The sequence below is a fragment of the Flavisolibacter ginsengisoli DSM 18119 genome (genome assembly GCF_900129295.1).
Classification (GTDB): domain Bacteria; phylum Bacteroidota; class Bacteroidia; order Chitinophagales; family Chitinophagaceae; genus Flavisolibacter; species Flavisolibacter ginsengisoli.
The window spans coordinates 110,323-128,624 of sequence record NZ_FQUU01000008.1; the positions used below are offsets into that span (position 1 = coordinate 110,323).

Here is an 18,302-nt window from a genome sequence, read left to right on the forward strand (position 1 = left end):
AGCAGCCTGCAGTCTGTGTTCAAATGTCGATCTTAACTAATTAACGATGAACATAAGTGAACTTTCATTAAAGCGGCCAGTTTTAGCCATTGTGATGAGCATCCTGATCGTAGTGTTTGGGATCATTGGGTTTAAGTTCCTTGGCATACGCGATTATCCTGCCATTGATCCTCCTAATATCAATGTACGCACCTCCTATCCTGGCGCCAACCCGGATATTATAGAATCTCAAATAACCGAGCCTCTTGAAAAAGCAATAAACGGTATTGCAGGCATCAAGAATATTACATCTTCCAGTAATGCAGGCTCCAGCAATATAAATGTAGAATTTGATCTTGGCGTGGACCTGGAAGCTGCAGCTAATGACGTAAGGGATAAGGTTTCCCAGGCATTAAGATCTCTTCCTTCTGACCTCGATGCACCGCCTGTTGTATCAAAAGCTGATGCCAGTTCAGATGCCATTATCTCCATGACTGTTCAAAGTTCTACTAAGAACCAGCTTGAACTTACCGAATGGGGAAATAACGTATTGCTCGAAAGATTGCAAACCATTCCCGGGGTAAGTGGTATACAGATATGGGGCGAAAAAAGATATGCTATGCGTATCTGGTTCAAGCCCGATATGCTAACTGCTTACAAATTAACCCCACTGGATGTTCAGAATGCTTTACTTAGGGAAAATGTTGAATTACCATCAGGTAAGATCTCAGGTAATGCAACAGAACTCTCAGTAAGGACTTTTGGAAAATTAAACACAGAAGAAGAGTTCAATAATATTATTATAAAGAATGTAAACGGAAGTGATATTAAGGTAAAGGATGTTGGCGAAGCAGTTCTGGGCCCTGAGAACGAGGAATCACAATTAAGAGAAAGTGGCATACCCATGATTGCCCTTGCCATTGTTCCCCAACCTGGTTCTAATTATGTATCTATCTCTGATGAGTTTTATAAAAGGTATGAGCAGATCAAAAAGGAAATGCCTGAAGACATCAAGCTGAATATAGCGCTTGACCAGACTAAGTTCATTAAGAAATCAATATCCGAAGTAGAAGAAACACTGATCATTTCCCTTGTATTGGTAATTCTTATCATTTACCTTTTCTTCAGAGACTGGCTTATCGCCATCAGGCCCTTGATTGACATCCCGGTATCTCTTATCGGAGCTTTCTTTATCATGTATATCTGTGGGTTTACCATAAATGTACTTACCCTTCTGGCCATAGTTTTAGCAACAGGACTTGTAGTGGATGACGGGATAGTGGTAACAGAGAATATTTATAAAAGAATGGAAAAGGGCATGAATAAGTGGCAGGCGGCCAAAGAGGGATCTAAGGAGATCTACTTTGCAGTTATTGCTACATCCATAACACTTGCCGTCGTTTTCCTTCCTATCGTATTTCTCCAGGGATTTGTTGGTCGATTATTCCGGGAATTTGGAATAGTGGTAGCAGGAGCGGTATTAATATCTGCTTTTGTTTCACTTACGCTTACCCCTGTTCTGAATGTTAAGATGACAAGGAAAAACATTCACCAGCATTCCTGGTTCTATACCAGAACGGAACCTTTCTTCAGGTGGATGGAAGACAGCTATAAAAATGCGCTTAGCCGTTTCATGAAAGTGCGCTGGATAGCATTTGTGATCATTGCTATTTGCGGAGGAATCATATATTTTCTAGGCAAAGGAATTCCATCGGAACTTGCACCAATGGAAGACAGGAGCCAATTCAGGCTTGCACTTACGGCACCTGAGGGTACAGCTTATGATTACATGGATGATTATGTGCAGAGAGTTACCAACTTCATGTTGGATTCTGTCCCTGAAAAAGAAACAGTGCTTTCTATTACAGCACCAGGATTTATTAGCGGTGCTACCAATTCAGGTATGGTGCGTGTAACCCTGGTTGATCCTAAAGACAGGACCCGCTCTCAAAAGGAGATTGTTGCCATGGTCAACAAGAACTTATCCATGTTTAATGAAGGAAGAGCGTTTGCTATTGAGGAACAAACCATCCAGGTCAATCGTCGGGGTGGGCAGCCTGTTCAATTTGTAATACAAAATAACAATTTCGATAAGCTGGCACAAGTCCTTCCTGCATTTATTGAGGCAGCTGGTAACAATCCTGTATTGCAGGGAGTAGATGCAGACCTGAAGTTTAATAAGCCCGAATTACGGATCAATGTGAATCGTCTTAAAGCCAGTGAATTGGGTGTTAGCGTGGAAGATGTATCGCAAACACTTCAACTGGCATTGAGTAATCGTCGCATGGGTTATTTTACCAAGGAAGGCAAGCAATATGGTGTATATGGCCAGGTGGCAAGATCTGACAGGGATGATCCTACGGACTTAAAAGCACTTTATGTCAGAAATCAAAAAGGTGAAATGATTGGACTGGACAACCTGGTAAGTTTTGAAGAAGCTACCACCCCATCAACTATCTATCACTTCAACCGCTTTAAATCTGCAACTATTTCAGCAGGTTTGGCGCCTGGTAAGACCATTGGGGATGGCATTCAAGCCATGCAGCAGATAGCTGATAAATTACTGGATGATACCTATACTACCTCACTGGCTGGTAATAGCCGTGATTTCCAAGAAAGCTCAAGCAATATTGGTTTTGCTTTTTTCCTTGCCCTGGGTCTTATATTCCTGATCCTGGCAGCACAGTTTGAAAGCTTCATAGATCCATTTATAATAATGGTGACAGTACCGCTGGCTATTGCAGGTGCAGTATTATCCCTTTGGCTATTTGACCAGACCTTAAATATATTTTCAGAGATTGGCATGATCATGCTGATAGGCCTTGTTACCAAAAATGGTATCCTTATTGTTGAATTTGCCAATCAAAGCCGAATCAACGGCATGAATAAAGCTGATGCTGTAATTTATGCTTCATCTCAGCGCCTTAGACCTATCCTCATGACCAGTCTAGCTATGACCCTTGGAGCTTTACCAATTGCTTTGTCTCTTGGAGCAGCCGCAACAAGCAGGATTCCACTGGGTATTGTAATGGTAGGTGGTATCATGTTTTCCCTTGTATTGACCTTATTTGTAATCCCTGCTATGTATTCTTACCTTTCTTCCAATAAAAAAAGAAATGAACTGGAAGTATTGGAAGAAGAACAGCTGAAGGAAAAAGAACATGCACAATTATTACATTAATGAGACTAAAGAATATTGCACTGGCCTGTAGTTGTTTGATCGGATTTATTGCAAAGGCCCAAAGACCATTAAGTGTAGAAGAGGCTATTGCCACTTCACTTGCCAACAATTACGATATACAGCTTTCCAGGAATGATTCTGCATTGGCTGCTTTGGATTATGCATTTGCGGATTATGCATTTTATCCCAGGCTGAATGCTAATGGAGGCGTCAACTTCAATAATAATAACCAGAAGCAGGTGCTTGCAGATGGAACCAAGCGTGAAAGTAAAGGAGTCAAATCCAATGTGGCTACTGCATCTTTAAATCTGAACTGGACCCTATTTGATGGTCTGAAGATGTTTATAACCCGTCGCAGGTTAGGGCAAATGGTGGAACTGGGAGAATTGCAGATAAAGAACCAGGTTATAGCAAGTGTTGCAGACCTGATGCGCACCTACTATGATATAAGCCGCCAGCAACAACAATTGAAAGCCGTTGAAGAACAGATGCAGTTAAGTAGTGAACGCCTTAAACTTGCGCAGTATAAATTTGAAGTTGGAACAGGCACTAAATCAGATGTGTTGCAGGCACAAATTGATTATAATGCCCAGAAGTCACAACAGCTAACACAACAAACCAATATTCTCAAACTGAAGGAGCAGCTGAATAATTTACTGGCCATCCCTTTGAACAATGATTTTACCGTATTAGATACCATTCCAATTCATACCGGGTTGACATTGGACTCTATCCAGGGTAGCCTAACAGCAACGAATCCACAGTTGCTGTTGGCGCAAAAAAGCCTTGATATTGCCGGACTTGCTTTGCAGGAACGCAGAGCTGAGAGATTACCCACTGTAAGTTTTAATTCGGCTTATAATTTTAATAGAACAGATAATAAAAGCGTTGTTAATCCATTTCAACCCTTGTTCAGTCAAAACAAAGGATTGAACTATGGTTTTACAGCTACTATTCCCATCTTTAATGGTTACCTCACCCGCAGGAATATAAGGGCTGCCGAACTGGATATACAATACCAGCAGCTAGCTTATAAAAGAAACCTGGCGCAAATCAATACAAGTGTGGCAACTGCTTACAGGGATTATACTTTATACCAGCAAACTCTTTTATTGGAAGAAGATAATATCAAGCTCGTAAGGGAAAATCTTTTTATTGCCCAGGAACGTTACCGTCTTGGGGTAACAACTTTTCTTGAAATGCGTACTGCCGAACAAAGCCTTGCAGATGCTACCAATCGACTTATCCAGGCGCGCTATAACACCAAGGTAGCCGAGATAGAATTATTGAGATTGAGAGGCGACCTGGTAAAATAGTTTCTTGTTTTTGGTTTATAGTTTCTTGTTGTAGCTTCATCGCGCATTATTCACTCTTATGGCAACTATCAATAAGTTTGAAGAGCTGGAGATATGGCAATTATCCAGGAAGTTCTATAAAAGTTTATCTCCGGTAATAGAAATTCTTAAAAACAATAAAGAGTATCGTTTTGCAGAGCAAATGAGATCTGCTTCAGGTTCAGTAATGGATAATATTGCTGAAGGTTTTGAAAGAAGTAGCAGGCTTGAATTTTTGAATTCACTTGGTATTTCAAAAGGCGAAGTGGGTGAATTAAAGTCTCAACTCTATCGCTGCCTTGATAATAATTATATCAATTCCGAAGAATTTAATACACTTTATAGTGAAGCGGATATTTTATCACGTAAAATCGCTTCTTTTATTATTTATTTAAATTCTGCAGAGCATAAAGGACTAAAATTTAAAGACAGACTGAAATCATGAATGAACAAGAAACTATAAACCAAAAACCAGAAACTATTGTTGTTGGCATCGTTATGGGCAGTGACAGTGATCTTCCTGTGATGCAGGCCGCAGCTGATATACTAACATATTTTGAAATCAGTTTTGAACTTACAGTAGTGTCGGCCCACCGTACACCATTGCGTATGGTGGAATATGCTTCCGGAGCTAAAGATCGTGGATTGAAACTGATCATAGCAGGTGCTGGAGGTGCTGCGCATTTACCAGGCATGCTAGCTTCCATTACTTCACTACCTGTAATAGGAGTTCCTATCAAATCAAGTAATTCAATTGATGGCTGGGATTCTATTCTATCTATTTTGCAAATGCCCAATGGAGTACCCGTTGCCACTGTTGCTTTAAATGCCTCAAGAAATGCCGGCATACTGGCCGCGCAGTTCATTGGTGCTTTTGACCAAAACATAGCTGAAAAGGTTGCTGCCTATAAAGAAAAAATGAATAAAGAAGTATTGGAAAAAGTGCAGCATTTGCAATCTGCTGGCTGGCCCAATACCTTCGATAAATAAAGACTTGTTTAGCCTTAAGAAGACTTATGATTCGATAAGTACCATAAACTCCTGTTCCAGGGCCAAAGAATGCTTGTATAATTGATCAATAAATGTTTTGCCCCATTTAGCATAAAAGCTGCTAAAGTTTTCTTTTCTCTCCTGCAATCCATTGGCAGGGAATAATGCAGATTTCAGATGCTGGATGCCCCTCTCTTCATCTGTGTATTTTCGTTTTTCTGCCCGAAGCATTTTTTTCTCAAGCTCCTGGAGATATCTTAAGGACCTGGCTTCAAGTGCAGCTACATGCTTACCTAACGTTGGATCTATAGCTACTGCCTGCGTTTTAAGGTCATTATAAAAAGCATTCGCTTTTTGAAAGTTGCTATTTAAAGACACCTGGTTTGTTGACTTTCTTTCAACCACCAGGTTCATTAAATCAACAGGTGATTTAAAAATGTCAGGGATAGAAAGATCTAAACTGGTTATCTTTTGTTTCCATTTCTTTTCAAGAATTAAGAAAGAATTTCTTAACACCAAAACAGGGTATACTACTTTGTAATATTCAAAAAGGTCTTTTAATTGAAGCCAGTAAGCTAACTCACCTCCCCCGCCAATAAATACCAGGTTAGGCAAAATAGTTTCCTGGAACAACCCTCTTAATATTACATTAGGACTAAATCGTTCAGGATGGTTTGATAGTTCTGCCCTGATCTCATCCGCTGAAAAACTAAGTGTTGTATTATGTACAAGAAAAGATTCTTCTTTCCTGATTATGCGTTCCCGTATGTCACCCTTCAAATAAAAAAGGTTGATCTCTCTTGGATGCGCCTGGACGTTATAGTGTTCTTCCAGCTTTTTAGAGGTTTGTTGTACTATATTGGCTGAAGTATTTTGAAATAACTCCTGGTCAAATAATGATATCATCTGGGCTTTATATGCAGGATGGTCAGGAATGAGTACCACCAATCCATATTCCCCATATAAATGGTTCACCAGCTCAAAAGTTGCTGTCTGAATATCCTTGCCTGCGCTATAACAACTTCGCAATAAGTCAATTACTTCTGCGCCATGCTTTTCCACTATTAATTGCCCTTCCAGTTCATCTATTAACTGCACCAGGCTTTTATCAACAACCATTCGGCCTACTGCTCCCTTTTGTTCCTTTTTCCACTCTATTTTCTTCCCGTCTACATAAGTATGGTTTAATTCAGCAAAGTCAGCATCTTCTGAGCCCATATAATAAACAGGCACAAAATCAAACCCAGTCAATTCCTGTTGTAATACTTTAGCCAATTTTATAGTATGGAGAATCTTATAAATAAAATACAGTGGGCCAGTAAACAGGTTAGGCTGATGGGCGGTGCAAATTGTAAAACAATTATCATTAGCCAGCTTTTTAATATTATTTATTACTTCTGTGTTGGCCTGAATATGATCATACTGTTCCAATAATGTTCGAACGAGTGTGTTCCGGTCAATGATTTGAACTTGTTTCTGCTTTATTGTTTCTGCAATACCATTTAATGTTGGGCTTTCTGCATAAAAAGAACGCAACTTTTCATCTCCTTTAAGGTAATCGAGAGCAATTTTGGAAAAGGCGTTGGTCTGGCTATAAGGGATGCGCTGTTCAGCAAACATGGTTTAAAATTAAAACAACCAGTCATTCAAAATTGTTAACTATCAATTATTCTGGAAACCTTCCTACAGGATTTTTGGTCAACTGGTTATTGACAGTTCTCCAGATATGTAATGGATTTTCATTTTTTAATGCATCAGGCAATAGTTCATTCTCCCAATTTTGATAACAAACAGGCCTTGCAAAACGCCTGATACCGTCTGCTCCAACTGCGGTAAAACGGCTATCTGTAGTAGCTGGATAAGGTCCACCATGATGCATGCCAATAGCAACATCCACTCCCGTCGGCACGCCATTCATCACCAGTCGCCCAGCTCTCTCTTTTAAAGTATTGATCAATTGTGGCCTATCCCTAATTTCCTCAGAAGTTCCTATAATAGTTGCAGTCAACTGGCCTTCCAGGGCTTTAGCCACTTCAATCATTTCATCTACATCACTACATTTAACCAATAAGGAGTATGTACCAAAAACCTCCTTGTGCAATAATGGATTATTCAGAAATGACTTTGCTTTGACTGTTGCAATGGTCGGGAGGCTTTGTAATTCATTCTCTTCATATTTGGCTGTTGCAATAACTTTCACATCATTTTGTTGTAATGCAGCATTTCTTTTTTCATGAAAGCTTTTTGCAATACTCGGATGCAGCATCTTTACAGGTGGCACTTTTTCCACTTCCAATTCCAGGTAGTCTCTAAATTTCAATAAGGATTCATTATCAATGCCTACAAGTATGCCTGGATTCGTACAAAACTGTCCCGCACTTAAGGTAATGGATGTAGCTAATTGCGATGCAATAGCTTTTGCATCCTGCCTTAGTTTTCCGGGCAATAAGAATACAGGATTTACACTACCCATTTCCGCAAACACAGGTATGGGTACAGGTCTTCGGGCGCCAATATCAAATAAAGCCCTTCCACCTTCCAACGACCCGGTAAATCCAACGGCCTTAGTTAAAGGGTGCTCGACCAATTCTTTACCCACTTCAAAGGAAGTACCATGGATATGGATAAAAATGTCTTCAGGCATATTAAGCGCATGAAGCGCTTTTTTAATAATTGCAGCTACCAAATCCGAAGTTTCAGCATGTGCTGGGTGGGCTTTTACAATAACCGAACAACCCGCAGCAAGGGCGCAAGCAGTATCACCTCCCGCGGTTGAATAGGCAAAGGGAAAATTCGATGCTCCAAAAACAATAACTGGACCAAGAGGAATGAGCATTTTACGCAGATCTGGTTTAACTGGGCTTTTGCTCTTATCTGCCGTATCTATCCTGGCATCTAACCAGGTCCCATCAATACACGCCTCTGCATAAGATTCTAATTGAAATATGGTTCTTTTTAATTCTGATTGTAGCCGGGCAGCATCAAGATTTGTCTCTTTTGCCGCAACTGGTATCAAGTTGGCTGCACCTTTATTTAGTTCATGTGCAATAGTCGCCATCAACTCTGCCCTTTTTGTGAGTGGGTATTCTTTATACACTTGAAATGCCTGCCATGAAAGTTGTAAGGCCTGGTCTATTTCCCCTTTTGTAGCATCCTCAAATCCCATATTGTTTTTTTGTAAAGTTCCGTAATTGAGATGGAATCATCCGTTACCTATAGTCGTACTTATTTAAGCCCTTCATCTCCCTTTTAACATAGTGTTATGGCTAAATGGCCTTTTTCTCCTGTCAAATACATAAACACCACTATGAGAATTGAATTATTTATTACCCTTATAACCTTTGCCAGTTTGCTGGTCTTTTATAAAAGAAGAAATCTAAATGATTTGTAAACTATTTTATTTGGAACAATTCATTTTAAACTAATAACACTCCATTCAGTTTCTTCATTTATATAACACTAAACAATTGGAATTTTAAATGGTTAAATCAAATAATAGCACCATAAAAAATACCGATTATTATGAGAATAGAATTCTACGCCTTATTAGTACTGTTGTTTTGCTTCCTTTTATATTATAAACAAAAACAACTTAATAAAGAAATTGAAAGCCGTATCTGAGAATAGATATACAGTTGTTCTGATTTTCTAATTATAAATCTACGGGTTCGTAATGATTTAATTTATTCAGTTCAAGTATGGTTGTCATGCCATCTTCTGATTCGTGATACATAGGTTTAAATTTCGCACCCCATATGATCTCTTCGTAAGTATAAGAAGTGCGCCTCATCACTACATTTGAAAAAATGGGATTGAAACCTGACACCTGCACAAGTACCTCAACATCAGCTTTCTCCAGGTCTTCATTTGTAAAGTCTATCAGTGGGCTTTGCTCATCAATAGGATGTACTACCGTCCAATTCATATTGAACATATCTACCCTTGAGCGCTCAAGTCCCAACTTATAAAAAGCATACTCTGGTTTTCCATCTTTCAACATAACATAGGAAAGGTTTACTACCACCTGCACATCGCTTAAGTGATGATTGCTTTTGTAGGGTACAAGACGAAACATAAGCGCCTTGCCGCTTCTATATGGGGCTATCAAGGCGTGTTCACTAAAATCAATATAGGCCTGGGGTCTTGTAAACCTTCCGTATAATAAGCCAGTGACAAGGGCGAAGAACAACCACCCACCCATTGCCTGTATCGATGCCAGGATATCCGAACTATCACCTATGGGATTTATCCTTCCGTAACCTACTGTAGTAAAGGTTTGTGTACTGAAATAAAACAATTCCCTGGCCCTGCTCCAATATCCCGTGGATACAAGACCTTGCAATTGGTCTTCCCCTATCATAAAATAACCAACAGCAAAAAGAAGGTTCACCACCAGGTAAAACAGCAAGACAAGCGTAATAAATTTTAACCAGGAAATCTCAAGCAGGTAGGAATAAAAGCTTGCTCTTTTAAAATAAGGAGCACCTGTTTTTTTTAAATTGAAAGAGCCATCCTTATTCATAAACCGCCCACCAAATTGCCCTGGTTGATTTCCAAAGCCAGTGTCAGGATTTGTAGTTGAATAATGATCTACCATTGAAGAAGCCATAATGATTGTTTGCTGTATAAATGTAAATCAATGAATACGGATTCAGATTAACAAAAACTAACAAATAACTATATAGGTTTATTCCTTCTCAATTCCTGTCTGAGATTCAGCAGTTCATCCATGTGTTTATTGCCTTGAGCTTAAGGCGCCATTACTTTCGCTACAGATTATACCTTATCCCAATGATAATTAAAAGTAAATATGATTAACCAGGTAAAGCATCTTATCACCAAAACCGTAAAATTATTAAAATGGTCAACGCTTACAACCTGTGCCTTGATAGAAGCAAACAGGCAAATAAATGTTCCGGCTGCGATTATTGTCGCCAGTCGATAAAAGAAAATAACGCGCCTGATTCTTTGCCTGTGATAGGCTTATATGCCGCCGAGGCAAGTACCTACTACCAATATTTCCAATCATGGTTCTATTCAGAAAACCAGGATAAAAAGAAAATATAGGAAACACTGTTTTGCGATCATTATACATCCTTTAGTATTAATCTCAAATTGAATACTTAAATACTTTATATAGCTAATTAGGTTTTGACTCATTTAGTTTTTTCTACCTTTCTATACGCTCAGAAAAGTATTCCGATTTTCTCTTTGTACAGGTTAGCTTTTCTCCAGGTTTAAAAGAAATGTTTAACAATGAATTCTTTAAAACAACCCATATTAATATTAGTTTTATATGGGTATGCAAAGAATAACATCCATATTCTTTCTAGTAATTTTCGCCACTACTTACACTGATTTAGGGCAACTGGTTAAATTACCCATACTGGTTCAGCATTATTTTTCCCATTATCAGAAGAATCCTGTTTCATTCTTCAATTATCTGCAAGAGCATTATACTTATCACGGAGATGATGGCGATAATAAAGAAGATATGCAGCTTCCTTTTAAATTGGCTGTACCTGCACCTTCTTTAGTAGCAAGTTTACCTTCAGCTGGGCAGGAAACAATTGAAACACCTCCTGTTAACCAGGATACTAAGTTCTTTCCACCAATATCTTTTGTTGCTTCAATCCAGGTATTCTCCATTTTTCATCCTCCACGTACTGTCTGTTAACCAGGTTATTTATTATTAATTAATTCCTTAAAAGACAGTATTATGAACGCTTCCCAAATACATTTGGCACTTACCCATGTGCCAGTAGTTTTATCATTTATTGGCCTAGTCATATTAAGCATTGGACTGCTTAAGAAAAATGAAACAATTACCAAAACCTCCTTTTACCTGTTGTTGGCCGCAGGCATTTTTACAGTACCTGTTTATTTAACAGGAGAAGGAACTGAGGAGGCTGTAGAAAATCTCCCCGGAGTTTCAGAGTCTATAATTTCAAAACATGAAGATGTTGCCAATCTCACATTGATTGTCATCTCCTTAACTGCTTTAATGGCACTTTCAGGAATTGTGTTTTATTCCAGAAGGATAATAGGAAAGCTGGCCCGCACTAGTGTTTTTATTTTATCATTGATTTCAGCTGGAGCCATGGCTCAAACAGCACACCTTGGGGGATCAATCAGGCATACTGAAATCAGATCCGGAGTTGCAACTGTAAGTGATCAGAATACAGAAAACGGATCAAATCAGAATGAGGCTCGGGGAACAGATACTAAAGATGAGGACTAAAAAAGAGGGCCAAGGCCCTCTTTTTCTTATACTAATTCACCTTCAAGATCATAATCATATGCTCTTGTGATCTTTACATTATAAAAATTACCTGGCTGCAATTTCTTGTCAGTCTGAATAATAACTTCATTATCAACTTCGACACTGTCAAACTCTGTACGTCCCAGGTATCTACCTGCTTCTTTTTTATCTACCAATACCTTCAGCGTTTGTCCTAGCTTTTCCTGGTTCTTTTCATAGCTGATCTCTTGCTGAACAGCCATAATGTCTTCAGCCCTACGTTGTTTTTCATCGGCCGGAACATCATCTACCAGCCCATAAGCGGATGTGTTTTCCTCATGAGAATAGGTAAAAATGCCCACCCTGTCAAAACGCTGACGTTCCAGGAAACCTTTCAGTTCTTCCACATCCTCCAGTGTCTCGCCCGGAAAACCAGTAATAAGCGTAGTGCGGATACAAATGCCTGGAACGGTTTGCCTGATATTAACGATCAGATCTTCCATTTCAGCACGGGTAATATTGCGACGCATGGCCTTCAGCATATTATCTGCAGCATGCTGCAATGGCATATCCAGGTACTTGCAGATGTTATCCCGCTCCTGCATTACTTCAAGGATTTCCATTGGAAACTTATGAGGATATGCATAATGGAGACGGATCCATTCTATTCCAGGGATATCACTTAATCTTTTTAAAAGGTCCGGAAGCATCCTTTTCTTATATAGGTCCAGGCCATAATAGGTTAACTCCTGGGCTATTAGCAAGATCTCTTTCACACCCCGGCGGGCCAGGCTCTCAGCTTCCTTAACCAGGTCTTCTATAGATCGACTGGTATGTTGGCCACGCATTAGGGGAATAGCGCAAAACGCACAGGTTCTGTTACATCCTTCCGCTATCTTTAAATAGGCATAGTGCGATGGTGTGGCCAAAAGACGTTCTCCAAGCAGTTCAGACTTATAATCAGCTTCAAATTTCTTTAAGATAAGGGGGAGTTCCATGGTGCCAAACCAGGCATCCACTTCAGGAATCGTTTGTTCCAGGTCTTCACGATAACGCTGACTGAGGCATCCCGTAACATAAACTTTATCCAGTCGTCCCTTTTGTTTCAGGTTTACCTGCTCAAGGATGGTATTTATTGATTCTTCTTTGGCCTTATCTATAAAACCACAAGTATTAACAATAACTATATTATGATCCTTTTTGCCACTTTCATGAACCACATCTATTTCATTGGCGAGTAACTGGCCACTTAGGACCTCACTGTCCACCATGTTTTTACTACAACCAAGAGTGATTATATTGACTTTATCCTTTTTGAGGGTTTTTGATTTCATGCGAGGCGCAAAGGTAGGCAGATTCCATCTTTAGCCCTGTTTAGAAATTGGTAAATAGAAATCGCGAATTATTAGAACTGCCAACCTCTTAAATCAATCAATGCCTGTGTCTTAAATGAATAAGGAAACCAGGTCCATACACGGTTGGGATAATTAGCTTAAAACATCCTTCCTAAATAAAAAGTCTTACTAGTGAATGACCATGGAAGTACTTAAAGCACCACCTAAACGTTATTATTAAATAAGGTCCACTATTTGTTGATACTGAATATACTATCTACAAATTCATGCTTATCAAAAATGAGCAGATCCTCCATTTTTTCGCCTACACCAATGAACTTAACGGGTATTTTGAATTGGTTTGCAATGGCCAATACCACTCCGCCTTTAGCAGTGCCATCAAGTTTGGTAATGGCCAGGGCGGTTACGTCCGTAGCTGCGGTAAAGTGCTTTGCCTGTTCCAATGCATTCTGCCCCGTTGATCCATCAAGTACCAATAGCACTTCATGGGGAGCTCCTGGAATTACCTTTTGTACGCTCCTTTTGATCTTACTTAGCTCTTCCATCAAATGGGCCTTATTGTGAAGACGTCCCGCAGTATCTATTAACACCACATCCGTACCCCGGGCAATTGCACTTTGAACCGTATCGAAAGCAACAGCAGCCGGATCTGAACCCATTGCCTGCTTCACAATAGGCACGCCAGTGCGATCCGACCAGATGGTTAACTGGTCAACAGCCGCCGCCCTGAATGTATCTGCAGCTCCTAAAAGCACTGATTTACCAGCCTTTTTAAAATTATAAGCAAGCTTTCCTATAGTAGTGGTCTTTCCTACTCCGTTTACTCCAACTACCAGTATTACATAGGGTTTGTGAGGAATGTCTGAAGTAAAATCATAAGAAGCTTCCCCAACCAGCATTTCTTTAATTTCTTCTTGAAGTATGCTGTTTAATTCACTGGTATTAAGGTATTTATCTCTTACAACTCGTTGTTCAATACGATCAATAATGGCTACAGTTGTTTCAATGCCCACATCAGCCGTCACCAATGCCTCTTCCAGGTCATCAAGCACTTCCTCGTCTACCGTGCTTTTTCCGGCAATAGCTTTTGAAACTTTAGAAAAGAAGTTTTCCTTGGTTTTCTGAAGTCCTTCATCCAGGCTTTCCTTTTCTTTTTTACCAAATATCTTATTGAAAAATCCCATAATCTTGGCTCCTTTTGCTGATTGTTATTCTAATCCTCATTTGCTTTGAGGCCTTTTTTAATATGTTTGCCCTATCCATTATTTATCTGCTAGATAGCCTAAAACTGAAAACACCAGCTTCGGGGTCTGCAAGATACAATAGGAATATATATTCCTGTTAAGAACAAAGTGCAGTCCTTGCCTCAAATAACAAAAGCCGTCCGGTTGGACAGCTTTAGGAAAATTTACTAACCCTTAATTTATTTCTGCGCTAAAAAATCCTTCACTTTATCCTTGTGAATGATAGCCTCTTTAAAGGTATAAGCACCAGTTTTAGGGCTACGCACAGCTTTGATAACTTTTGACCAGTTCTTTGCTTCAGCGGCTGCCCTGGCATCTTTAGATTTAATCGCGGTTTTTGCTGCTTTTGCCATGACTTATAAGTTGATATATTGATTAGTTGACAGGCATTCCTAAATGACCATGAGCCACTAGGGTAAACCTAATTACTTAATTTCTTTATGAACAGTAACTTTCTTCAGGTTTGGATTGAATTTCTTCAGCTCCAAACGCTCTGGATTGTTCTTTTTGTTCTTTTCAGTGATATAACGGCTGGTACCAGGCACGCTCGTAGTTTTTTGCTCAGTGCATTCCAGAATTACCTGTACACGGTTTCCTTTCTTTGCCATTGTTGATTGATTTGAAAATTTAAAAATTAGCCATCAGCTAATTAAATATGTTGACCCTGAGCTCTCAGCTCTTTTACAACGGTTAATAAACCTCTTTTATTGATAGTACGGATACCATCTGCAGTAAGTTTTAAAGTGATCCACTTATTCTCTTCTGCTAAGAAAAACTTCTTTGTTTGCAAATTGGGTAGAAAACGACGCTTGGTTTTAATGTTTGAGTGAGAAACAGAATTACCTGCGATTGGCGTTTTACCCGTTACCTGACATACTCGCGCCATGACTTGGAAAATTTTGGAGGGCGAAGGTAAGGGAAAATGGGCAATGAGCGTAAGGCAAATTGAGAAATTTTCATCTGTTTAGAAAATATTAGCAATAATTTTCAGCCACTCTGTCATTTACCTGTATAATTTGGTCCAAACCAATGTGAATACCTGCATCAGTTTCTATCATATCCCGCTCAGAAACGGTACTCATATCAATAATCCGGGTCTTTAAAATAGAAACGCCCCCATCTACCGACCTGAACTTAATAATACAGGGTCTTCTAAGATCCATTTGTTCTTCCAGGTACTCTTTGAATGCTGTTGATGGATGATTCACCATATTTCTTTTTCTGCAATAAAGATACCATTTAGTGCAGGCTCCTTTTTATATAACAATTACTTCCCTCCTGTTTACTACATAGGAAAGCCATGGGAAAGCCCTATCTCCGGTATAGCTACGGTATAGATACTCCGTACCCGCACGGAGTATCCATACCGTAGATAGGGAGTTCCCAGGGCGCAGGTATGGCTCCGCTACCAACCTGGATTAAAATAAGGTAGACTGAAAGGATGGCAGGGCTTACAATAAACCTATTGAAGGCCAAAGTATGTTGTATTCCGGTAGTTCCTTTTTCTTATCGGCTCATAGCTCACCTTCTTTGTGCTTCACTCATTTTAAATTAGCTTCGTGCCGCTTTTGAAAAGTCAGGGAAGTAAGTCGTTGAAACAAGGACCTTCTGACCCTGGAAATTGATTTTTGATCACTCTAAATCTTAACCTTGATTCCTGTTAGGAAGAAAAGGGAATTAAAAATGTAATAAAATGGCATACGATGTAGTCGTTATTGGTTCGGGTCCTGGTGGTTATGTTGCCGCTATCCGTGCCTCACAGTTAGGTTTTAAAACAGCAATTATTGAAAGGGAAAGTTTGGGAGGTATATGCCTTAACTGGGGTTGTATCCCAACCAAAGCACTTTTAAAAAGTGCCCAGGTATATGAATATATCAAGCATGCAAAGGATTTTGGTATTGAAGCAACTGGACAGCACAATTTTGAAGCTGTCATTAAAAGAAGCCGTGGTGTGGCAGATAAGATGAGTAAGGGTGTAGCCTTCCTGATGCGCAAGAACAAGATCGACGTTATAAATGGTTTTGGTAAAGTAGTAGCCAAGGGAAAGATTGAAGTAACTGGTGCCGATAACAATAAACAGACCGTTGATACAAAATATATCATTATTGCTACAGGTGGCCGTAGCCGCCAGCTACCTTCCATGCCAATTGACGGTAAGAAGATCATTGGATACCGGGAAGCTATGGTATTACCACAGCAACCTAAATCCATGATCGTAGTGGGTAGCGGTGCTATAGGAGTGGAATTTGGCTACTTCTACAGTAGCATGGGAACTAAGGTTACCATTGTTGAATTCATGCCACGGGTGGTTCCTGTAGAGGATGAAGAGATCTCTAAAGAACTGGAAAAGAACTTTAAAAAGCAGGGTATTGACATTATGACCTCTTCCGAGGTAACTAAAGTGGATACTTCTGGCAATGGGGTAAAAGCAACAGTAAAAACAGCTTCTGGTGAAGTAACCCTGGAAGCAGATGTTTTATTAAGTGCTGTGGGTGTTACAGCCAACATTGAAAATATAGGACTGGAAGCTGCAGGTATTAAAACAGAAAGAGGTCTTATAAGCGTAGATAAATACTACCAGACCAGCGTTCCTGGCATATATGCTATTGGTGACTGTGTACCCGGGCAGGCCCTGGCACACGTAGCTTCGAAAGAAGGAATTATCTGCGTAGAGAATATTGCTTTTGGTGAGAAGAAATACAACCACCAGCCAGAACCACTGGATTATGGAAATGTACCAGGATGTACGTATTGCACCCCTGAAATAGCGTCTGTAGGATTAACCGAGCAAAAGGCTAAAGAAGCTGGCTATGAAATTAAAGTAGGTAAATTCCCATTGAGTGCATCAGGTAAAGCCTCGGCAGCCGGCCATACCGAAGGTTTTGTAAAGGTGATCTTTGACGCTAAATATGGCGAATGGCTTGGAACACATATGATCGGGTATAATGTTACAGAGATCATTGCTGAAACTGTGGTAGCAAGGAAACTTGAAACCACATACCATGAAGTATTAAACAGCATTCATCCACACCCTACTATCAGTGAAAGCATTAAAGATGCCATTGAAGTAGCTTATGGTGAAGCTATTCATTTATAATAGCACCTCATTCATAAAAAGAAAAGCCTGTGTAACCACGGGCTTTTTTAATGATGATACCAGGGCATGGCTTTTATACTTTCTTCAAAACTCTTTAATCTTACTTACCAATGAAAAAACTATTAATCCTTATTACACTTGTTGCCTATGCTTCGATTCTTAAAGCCCAGGATGTCGCTGATTCAAGACAGTTAGCCATAAAATGGGCACCTAGCGGGCTTATTTTAGGCAGCCTTAGTTTGCAGGGAGAGTACAATTTTGGAAAGAACTCGTTAACAGCTAAAATAGGCCTGCCTGTTACGGTGAATCATACGTTTACCTATGAGGATAAAGATGCTGACTTCCAAATGCGGGCAACATCTTTTCTCGCTGGTTACAGGATGTACCTTTCAAAGAAGCATATGCGAGGTTTGTATTTTGAACCTTTTTTTAAGTATGTTCATCAGAATGCGGAGGGTGTGGGAAATGGAACGCTTTCAGGAGATCCGGTGGTTATGGATTTTACCAATGATTATAATGGACTGGGTGTAGGTGCCCAACTGGGCGTGCAGTTTATGATTAAAAAAAGATTTGTAATTGACCTGTTTTTAATTGGTCCTGAAATCAATTCAAGCCGGAACAATTTCAAAGCTGTAGAAACATCACATTCTATTCCATGGACATCTATCCAGGCGGGTGAAGCGGAAAAAGACATCAGGAACTTTATAGATAAGTTTCCATTCATCAGGGATCATGTGGATGTGATGGTAGACAAGAACAACAGGACGGTCATTACCGATTTTAAAGGTGCCCTGCCTGGTTTCCGAACAGGTGTTTCCTTTGGAGTAGCATTTTAAAAATACTTGGTTACTATTAACAAAAGGAGCAAAAGAGTAGAACTT

At 39.7% G+C, this 18,302-nt stretch carries 17 protein-coding genes; 8 read left to right on the forward strand and 9 right to left on the reverse strand.

Going from position 1 to position 18,302, the window contains the following annotated elements:
- Positions 1-46: 46 nt before the first annotated feature.
- The 4 genes from BUA53_RS10810 to purE are packed head-to-tail and all read left to right on the forward strand — an operon-like array spanning position 47 to position 5,484.
- Entirely contained in the window at positions 47-3,160 is a 3,114-nt protein-coding gene (locus BUA53_RS10810) for an efflux RND transporter permease subunit (protein ID WP_072835389.1), read from the forward strand.
- Positions 3,160-4,476, forward strand: coding sequence for a TolC family protein (locus tag BUA53_RS10815; protein ID WP_072835390.1), 1,317 nt, complete (start codon positions 3,160-3,162; stop codon positions 4,474-4,476). Before BUA53_RS10810 ends, BUA53_RS10815 begins: the two co-directional genes overlap by 1 nt.
- 58 nt (positions 4,477-4,534) lie before the next feature.
- Complete coding sequence (locus BUA53_RS10820; RefSeq protein WP_072835391.1) at positions 4,535-4,939, forward strand: four helix bundle protein; 405 nt, start codon at positions 4,535-4,537, stop codon at positions 4,937-4,939.
- Positions 4,936-5,484 carry a 5-(carboxyamino)imidazole ribonucleotide mutase gene (gene purE / locus BUA53_RS10825; protein WP_072835392.1) on the forward strand — a complete coding sequence of 183 codons (549 nt, stop codon included), beginning with the start codon at positions 4,936-4,938 and terminating at the stop codon, positions 5,482-5,484. The genes BUA53_RS10820 and purE overlap by 4 nt, the downstream gene beginning before the upstream one ends.
- A gap of 24 nt (positions 5,485-5,508) precedes the next feature.
- Here purE and bshC read toward each other — a convergent pair whose 3' ends face one another.
- The 3 genes from bshC to BUA53_RS10840 form a co-directional block, all read right to left on the reverse strand.
- The gene (bshC, locus tag BUA53_RS10830; RefSeq protein ID WP_072835393.1) at positions 5,509-7,104 is read right to left on the reverse strand and encodes a bacillithiol biosynthesis cysteine-adding enzyme BshC; all 1,596 of its coding nucleotides are present in this window, start codon (positions 7,102-7,104) and stop codon (positions 5,509-5,511) included.
- A 46-nt stretch (positions 7,105-7,150) separates the two neighbouring features.
- Entirely contained in the window at positions 7,151-8,650 is a 1,500-nt protein-coding gene (locus tag BUA53_RS10835; protein WP_072835394.1) for an aldehyde dehydrogenase (NADP(+)), read from the reverse strand.
- 486 nt (positions 8,651-9,136) lie between these two features.
- Positions 9,137-10,093, reverse strand: coding sequence for an ion channel (locus BUA53_RS10840; RefSeq protein WP_072835395.1), 957 nt, complete (start codon positions 10,091-10,093; stop codon positions 9,137-9,139).
- Between the two features lie 693 nt (positions 10,094-10,786).
- On the opposite strand from BUA53_RS10840, the gene BUA53_RS10850 reads away from it, so the two are divergent.
- Both BUA53_RS10850 and BUA53_RS10855 read left to right on the forward strand, forming a co-directional pair.
- Positions 10,787-11,161, forward strand: a complete 375-nt coding sequence (locus BUA53_RS10850) for a hypothetical protein (protein ID WP_139256411.1) — start codon at positions 10,787-10,789, stop codon at positions 11,159-11,161.
- Positions 11,162-11,203: 42 nt separating this feature from the next.
- Positions 11,204-11,725 carry a DUF2231 domain-containing protein gene (locus BUA53_RS10855; RefSeq protein ID WP_072835398.1) on the forward strand — a complete coding sequence of 174 codons (522 nt, stop codon included), beginning with the start codon at positions 11,204-11,206 and terminating at the stop codon, positions 11,723-11,725.
- Between the two features lie 26 nt (positions 11,726-11,751).
- Here BUA53_RS10855 and rimO read toward each other — a convergent pair whose 3' ends face one another.
- From rimO to BUA53_RS10885, 6 genes are all read right to left on the reverse strand, one after another.
- The gene (gene rimO, locus BUA53_RS10860) at positions 11,752-13,059 is read right to left on the reverse strand and encodes a 30S ribosomal protein S12 methylthiotransferase RimO (RefSeq protein ID WP_072835399.1); all 1,308 of its coding nucleotides are present in this window, start codon (positions 13,057-13,059) and stop codon (positions 11,752-11,754) included.
- Positions 13,060-13,310: 251 nt separating this feature from the next.
- A complete protein-coding gene (gene ftsY / locus BUA53_RS10865; protein WP_072835400.1) occupies positions 13,311-14,264 on the reverse strand; it encodes a signal recognition particle-docking protein FtsY in 954 nt (317 codons plus the stop codon).
- A gap of 239 nt (positions 14,265-14,503) precedes the next feature.
- The gene (locus tag BUA53_RS10870; protein ID WP_072835401.1) at positions 14,504-14,677 is read right to left on the reverse strand and encodes a DUF4295 domain-containing protein; all 174 of its coding nucleotides are present in this window, start codon (positions 14,675-14,677) and stop codon (positions 14,504-14,506) included.
- 72 nt (positions 14,678-14,749) lie between these two features.
- Positions 14,750-14,932, reverse strand: a complete 183-nt coding sequence (gene rpmG, locus BUA53_RS10875) for a 50S ribosomal protein L33 (protein ID WP_072835402.1) — start codon at positions 14,930-14,932, stop codon at positions 14,750-14,752.
- 41 nt (positions 14,933-14,973) lie between these two features.
- A complete protein-coding gene (rpmB, locus tag BUA53_RS10880; protein WP_072835403.1) occupies positions 14,974-15,210 on the reverse strand; it encodes a 50S ribosomal protein L28 in 237 nt (78 codons plus the stop codon).
- An 88-nt stretch (positions 15,211-15,298) separates the two neighbouring features.
- Positions 15,299-15,535 (reverse strand): hypothetical protein, encoded by a 237-nt coding sequence (locus tag BUA53_RS10885; RefSeq protein WP_072835404.1) that lies wholly within the window; start codon positions 15,533-15,535, stop codon positions 15,299-15,301.
- Between the two features lie 482 nt (positions 15,536-16,017).
- Between BUA53_RS10885 and lpdA the strand changes: the two genes are divergently transcribed.
- Together lpdA and BUA53_RS10895 are read left to right on the forward strand one after the other, a co-directional pair.
- Positions 16,018-17,421, forward strand: coding sequence for a dihydrolipoyl dehydrogenase (gene lpdA / locus BUA53_RS10890; protein WP_072835405.1), 1,404 nt, complete (start codon positions 16,018-16,020; stop codon positions 17,419-17,421).
- A gap of 110 nt (positions 17,422-17,531) precedes the next feature.
- Positions 17,532-18,257, forward strand: a complete 726-nt coding sequence (locus BUA53_RS10895) for a DUF3575 domain-containing protein (protein ID WP_072835406.1) — start codon at positions 17,532-17,534, stop codon at positions 18,255-18,257.
- Positions 18,258-18,302: the final 45 nt, after the last annotated feature.

Excerpts from the sequence above, each read along its gene's own strand:
- BUA53_RS10810 (WP_072835389.1), top strand. The coding sequence starts at position 47 with ATGAACATAAGTGAACTTTCATTAAAGCGGCCAGTTTTAGCCATTGTG.
- BUA53_RS10815 (WP_072835390.1), top strand. The coding sequence starts at position 3,160 with ATGAGACTAAAGAATATTGCACTGGCCTGTAGTTGTTTGATCGGATTT.
- BUA53_RS10820 (WP_072835391.1), top strand. The coding sequence starts at position 4,535 with ATGGCAACTATCAATAAGTTTGAAGAGCTGGAGATATGGCAATTATCC.
- purE (WP_072835392.1), top strand. The coding sequence starts at position 4,936 with ATGAATGAACAAGAAACTATAAACCAAAAACCAGAAACTATTGTTGTT.
- bshC (WP_072835393.1), bottom strand. The coding sequence starts at position 7,104 with ATGTTTGCTGAACAGCGCATCCCTTATAGCCAGACCAACGCCTTTTCC.
- BUA53_RS10835 (WP_072835394.1), bottom strand. The coding sequence starts at position 8,650 with ATGGGATTTGAGGATGCTACAAAAGGGGAAATAGACCAGGCCTTACAA.
- BUA53_RS10840 (WP_072835395.1), bottom strand. The coding sequence starts at position 10,093 with ATGGCTTCTTCAATGGTAGATCATTATTCAACTACAAATCCTGACACT.
- BUA53_RS10850 (WP_139256411.1), top strand. The coding sequence starts at position 10,787 with ATGCAAAGAATAACATCCATATTCTTTCTAGTAATTTTCGCCACTACT.
- BUA53_RS10855 (WP_072835398.1), top strand. The coding sequence starts at position 11,204 with ATGAACGCTTCCCAAATACATTTGGCACTTACCCATGTGCCAGTAGTT.
- rimO (WP_072835399.1), bottom strand. The coding sequence starts at position 13,059 with ATGAAATCAAAAACCCTCAAAAAGGATAAAGTCAATATAATCACTCTT.
- ftsY (WP_072835400.1), bottom strand. The coding sequence starts at position 14,264 with ATGGGATTTTTCAATAAGATATTTGGTAAAAAAGAAAAGGAAAGCCTG.
- BUA53_RS10870 (WP_072835401.1), bottom strand. The coding sequence starts at position 14,677 with ATGGCAAAAGCAGCAAAAACCGCGATTAAATCTAAAGATGCCAGGGCA.
- rpmG (WP_072835402.1), bottom strand. The coding sequence starts at position 14,932 with ATGGCAAAGAAAGGAAACCGTGTACAGGTAATTCTGGAATGCACTGAG.
- rpmB (WP_072835403.1), bottom strand. The coding sequence starts at position 15,210 with ATGGCGCGAGTATGTCAGGTAACGGGTAAAACGCCAATCGCAGGTAAT.
- BUA53_RS10885 (WP_072835404.1), bottom strand. The coding sequence starts at position 15,535 with ATGGTGAATCATCCATCAACAGCATTCAAAGAGTACCTGGAAGAACAA.
- lpdA (WP_072835405.1), top strand. The coding sequence starts at position 16,018 with ATGGCATACGATGTAGTCGTTATTGGTTCGGGTCCTGGTGGTTATGTT.
- BUA53_RS10895 (WP_072835406.1), top strand. The coding sequence starts at position 17,532 with ATGAAAAAACTATTAATCCTTATTACACTTGTTGCCTATGCTTCGATT.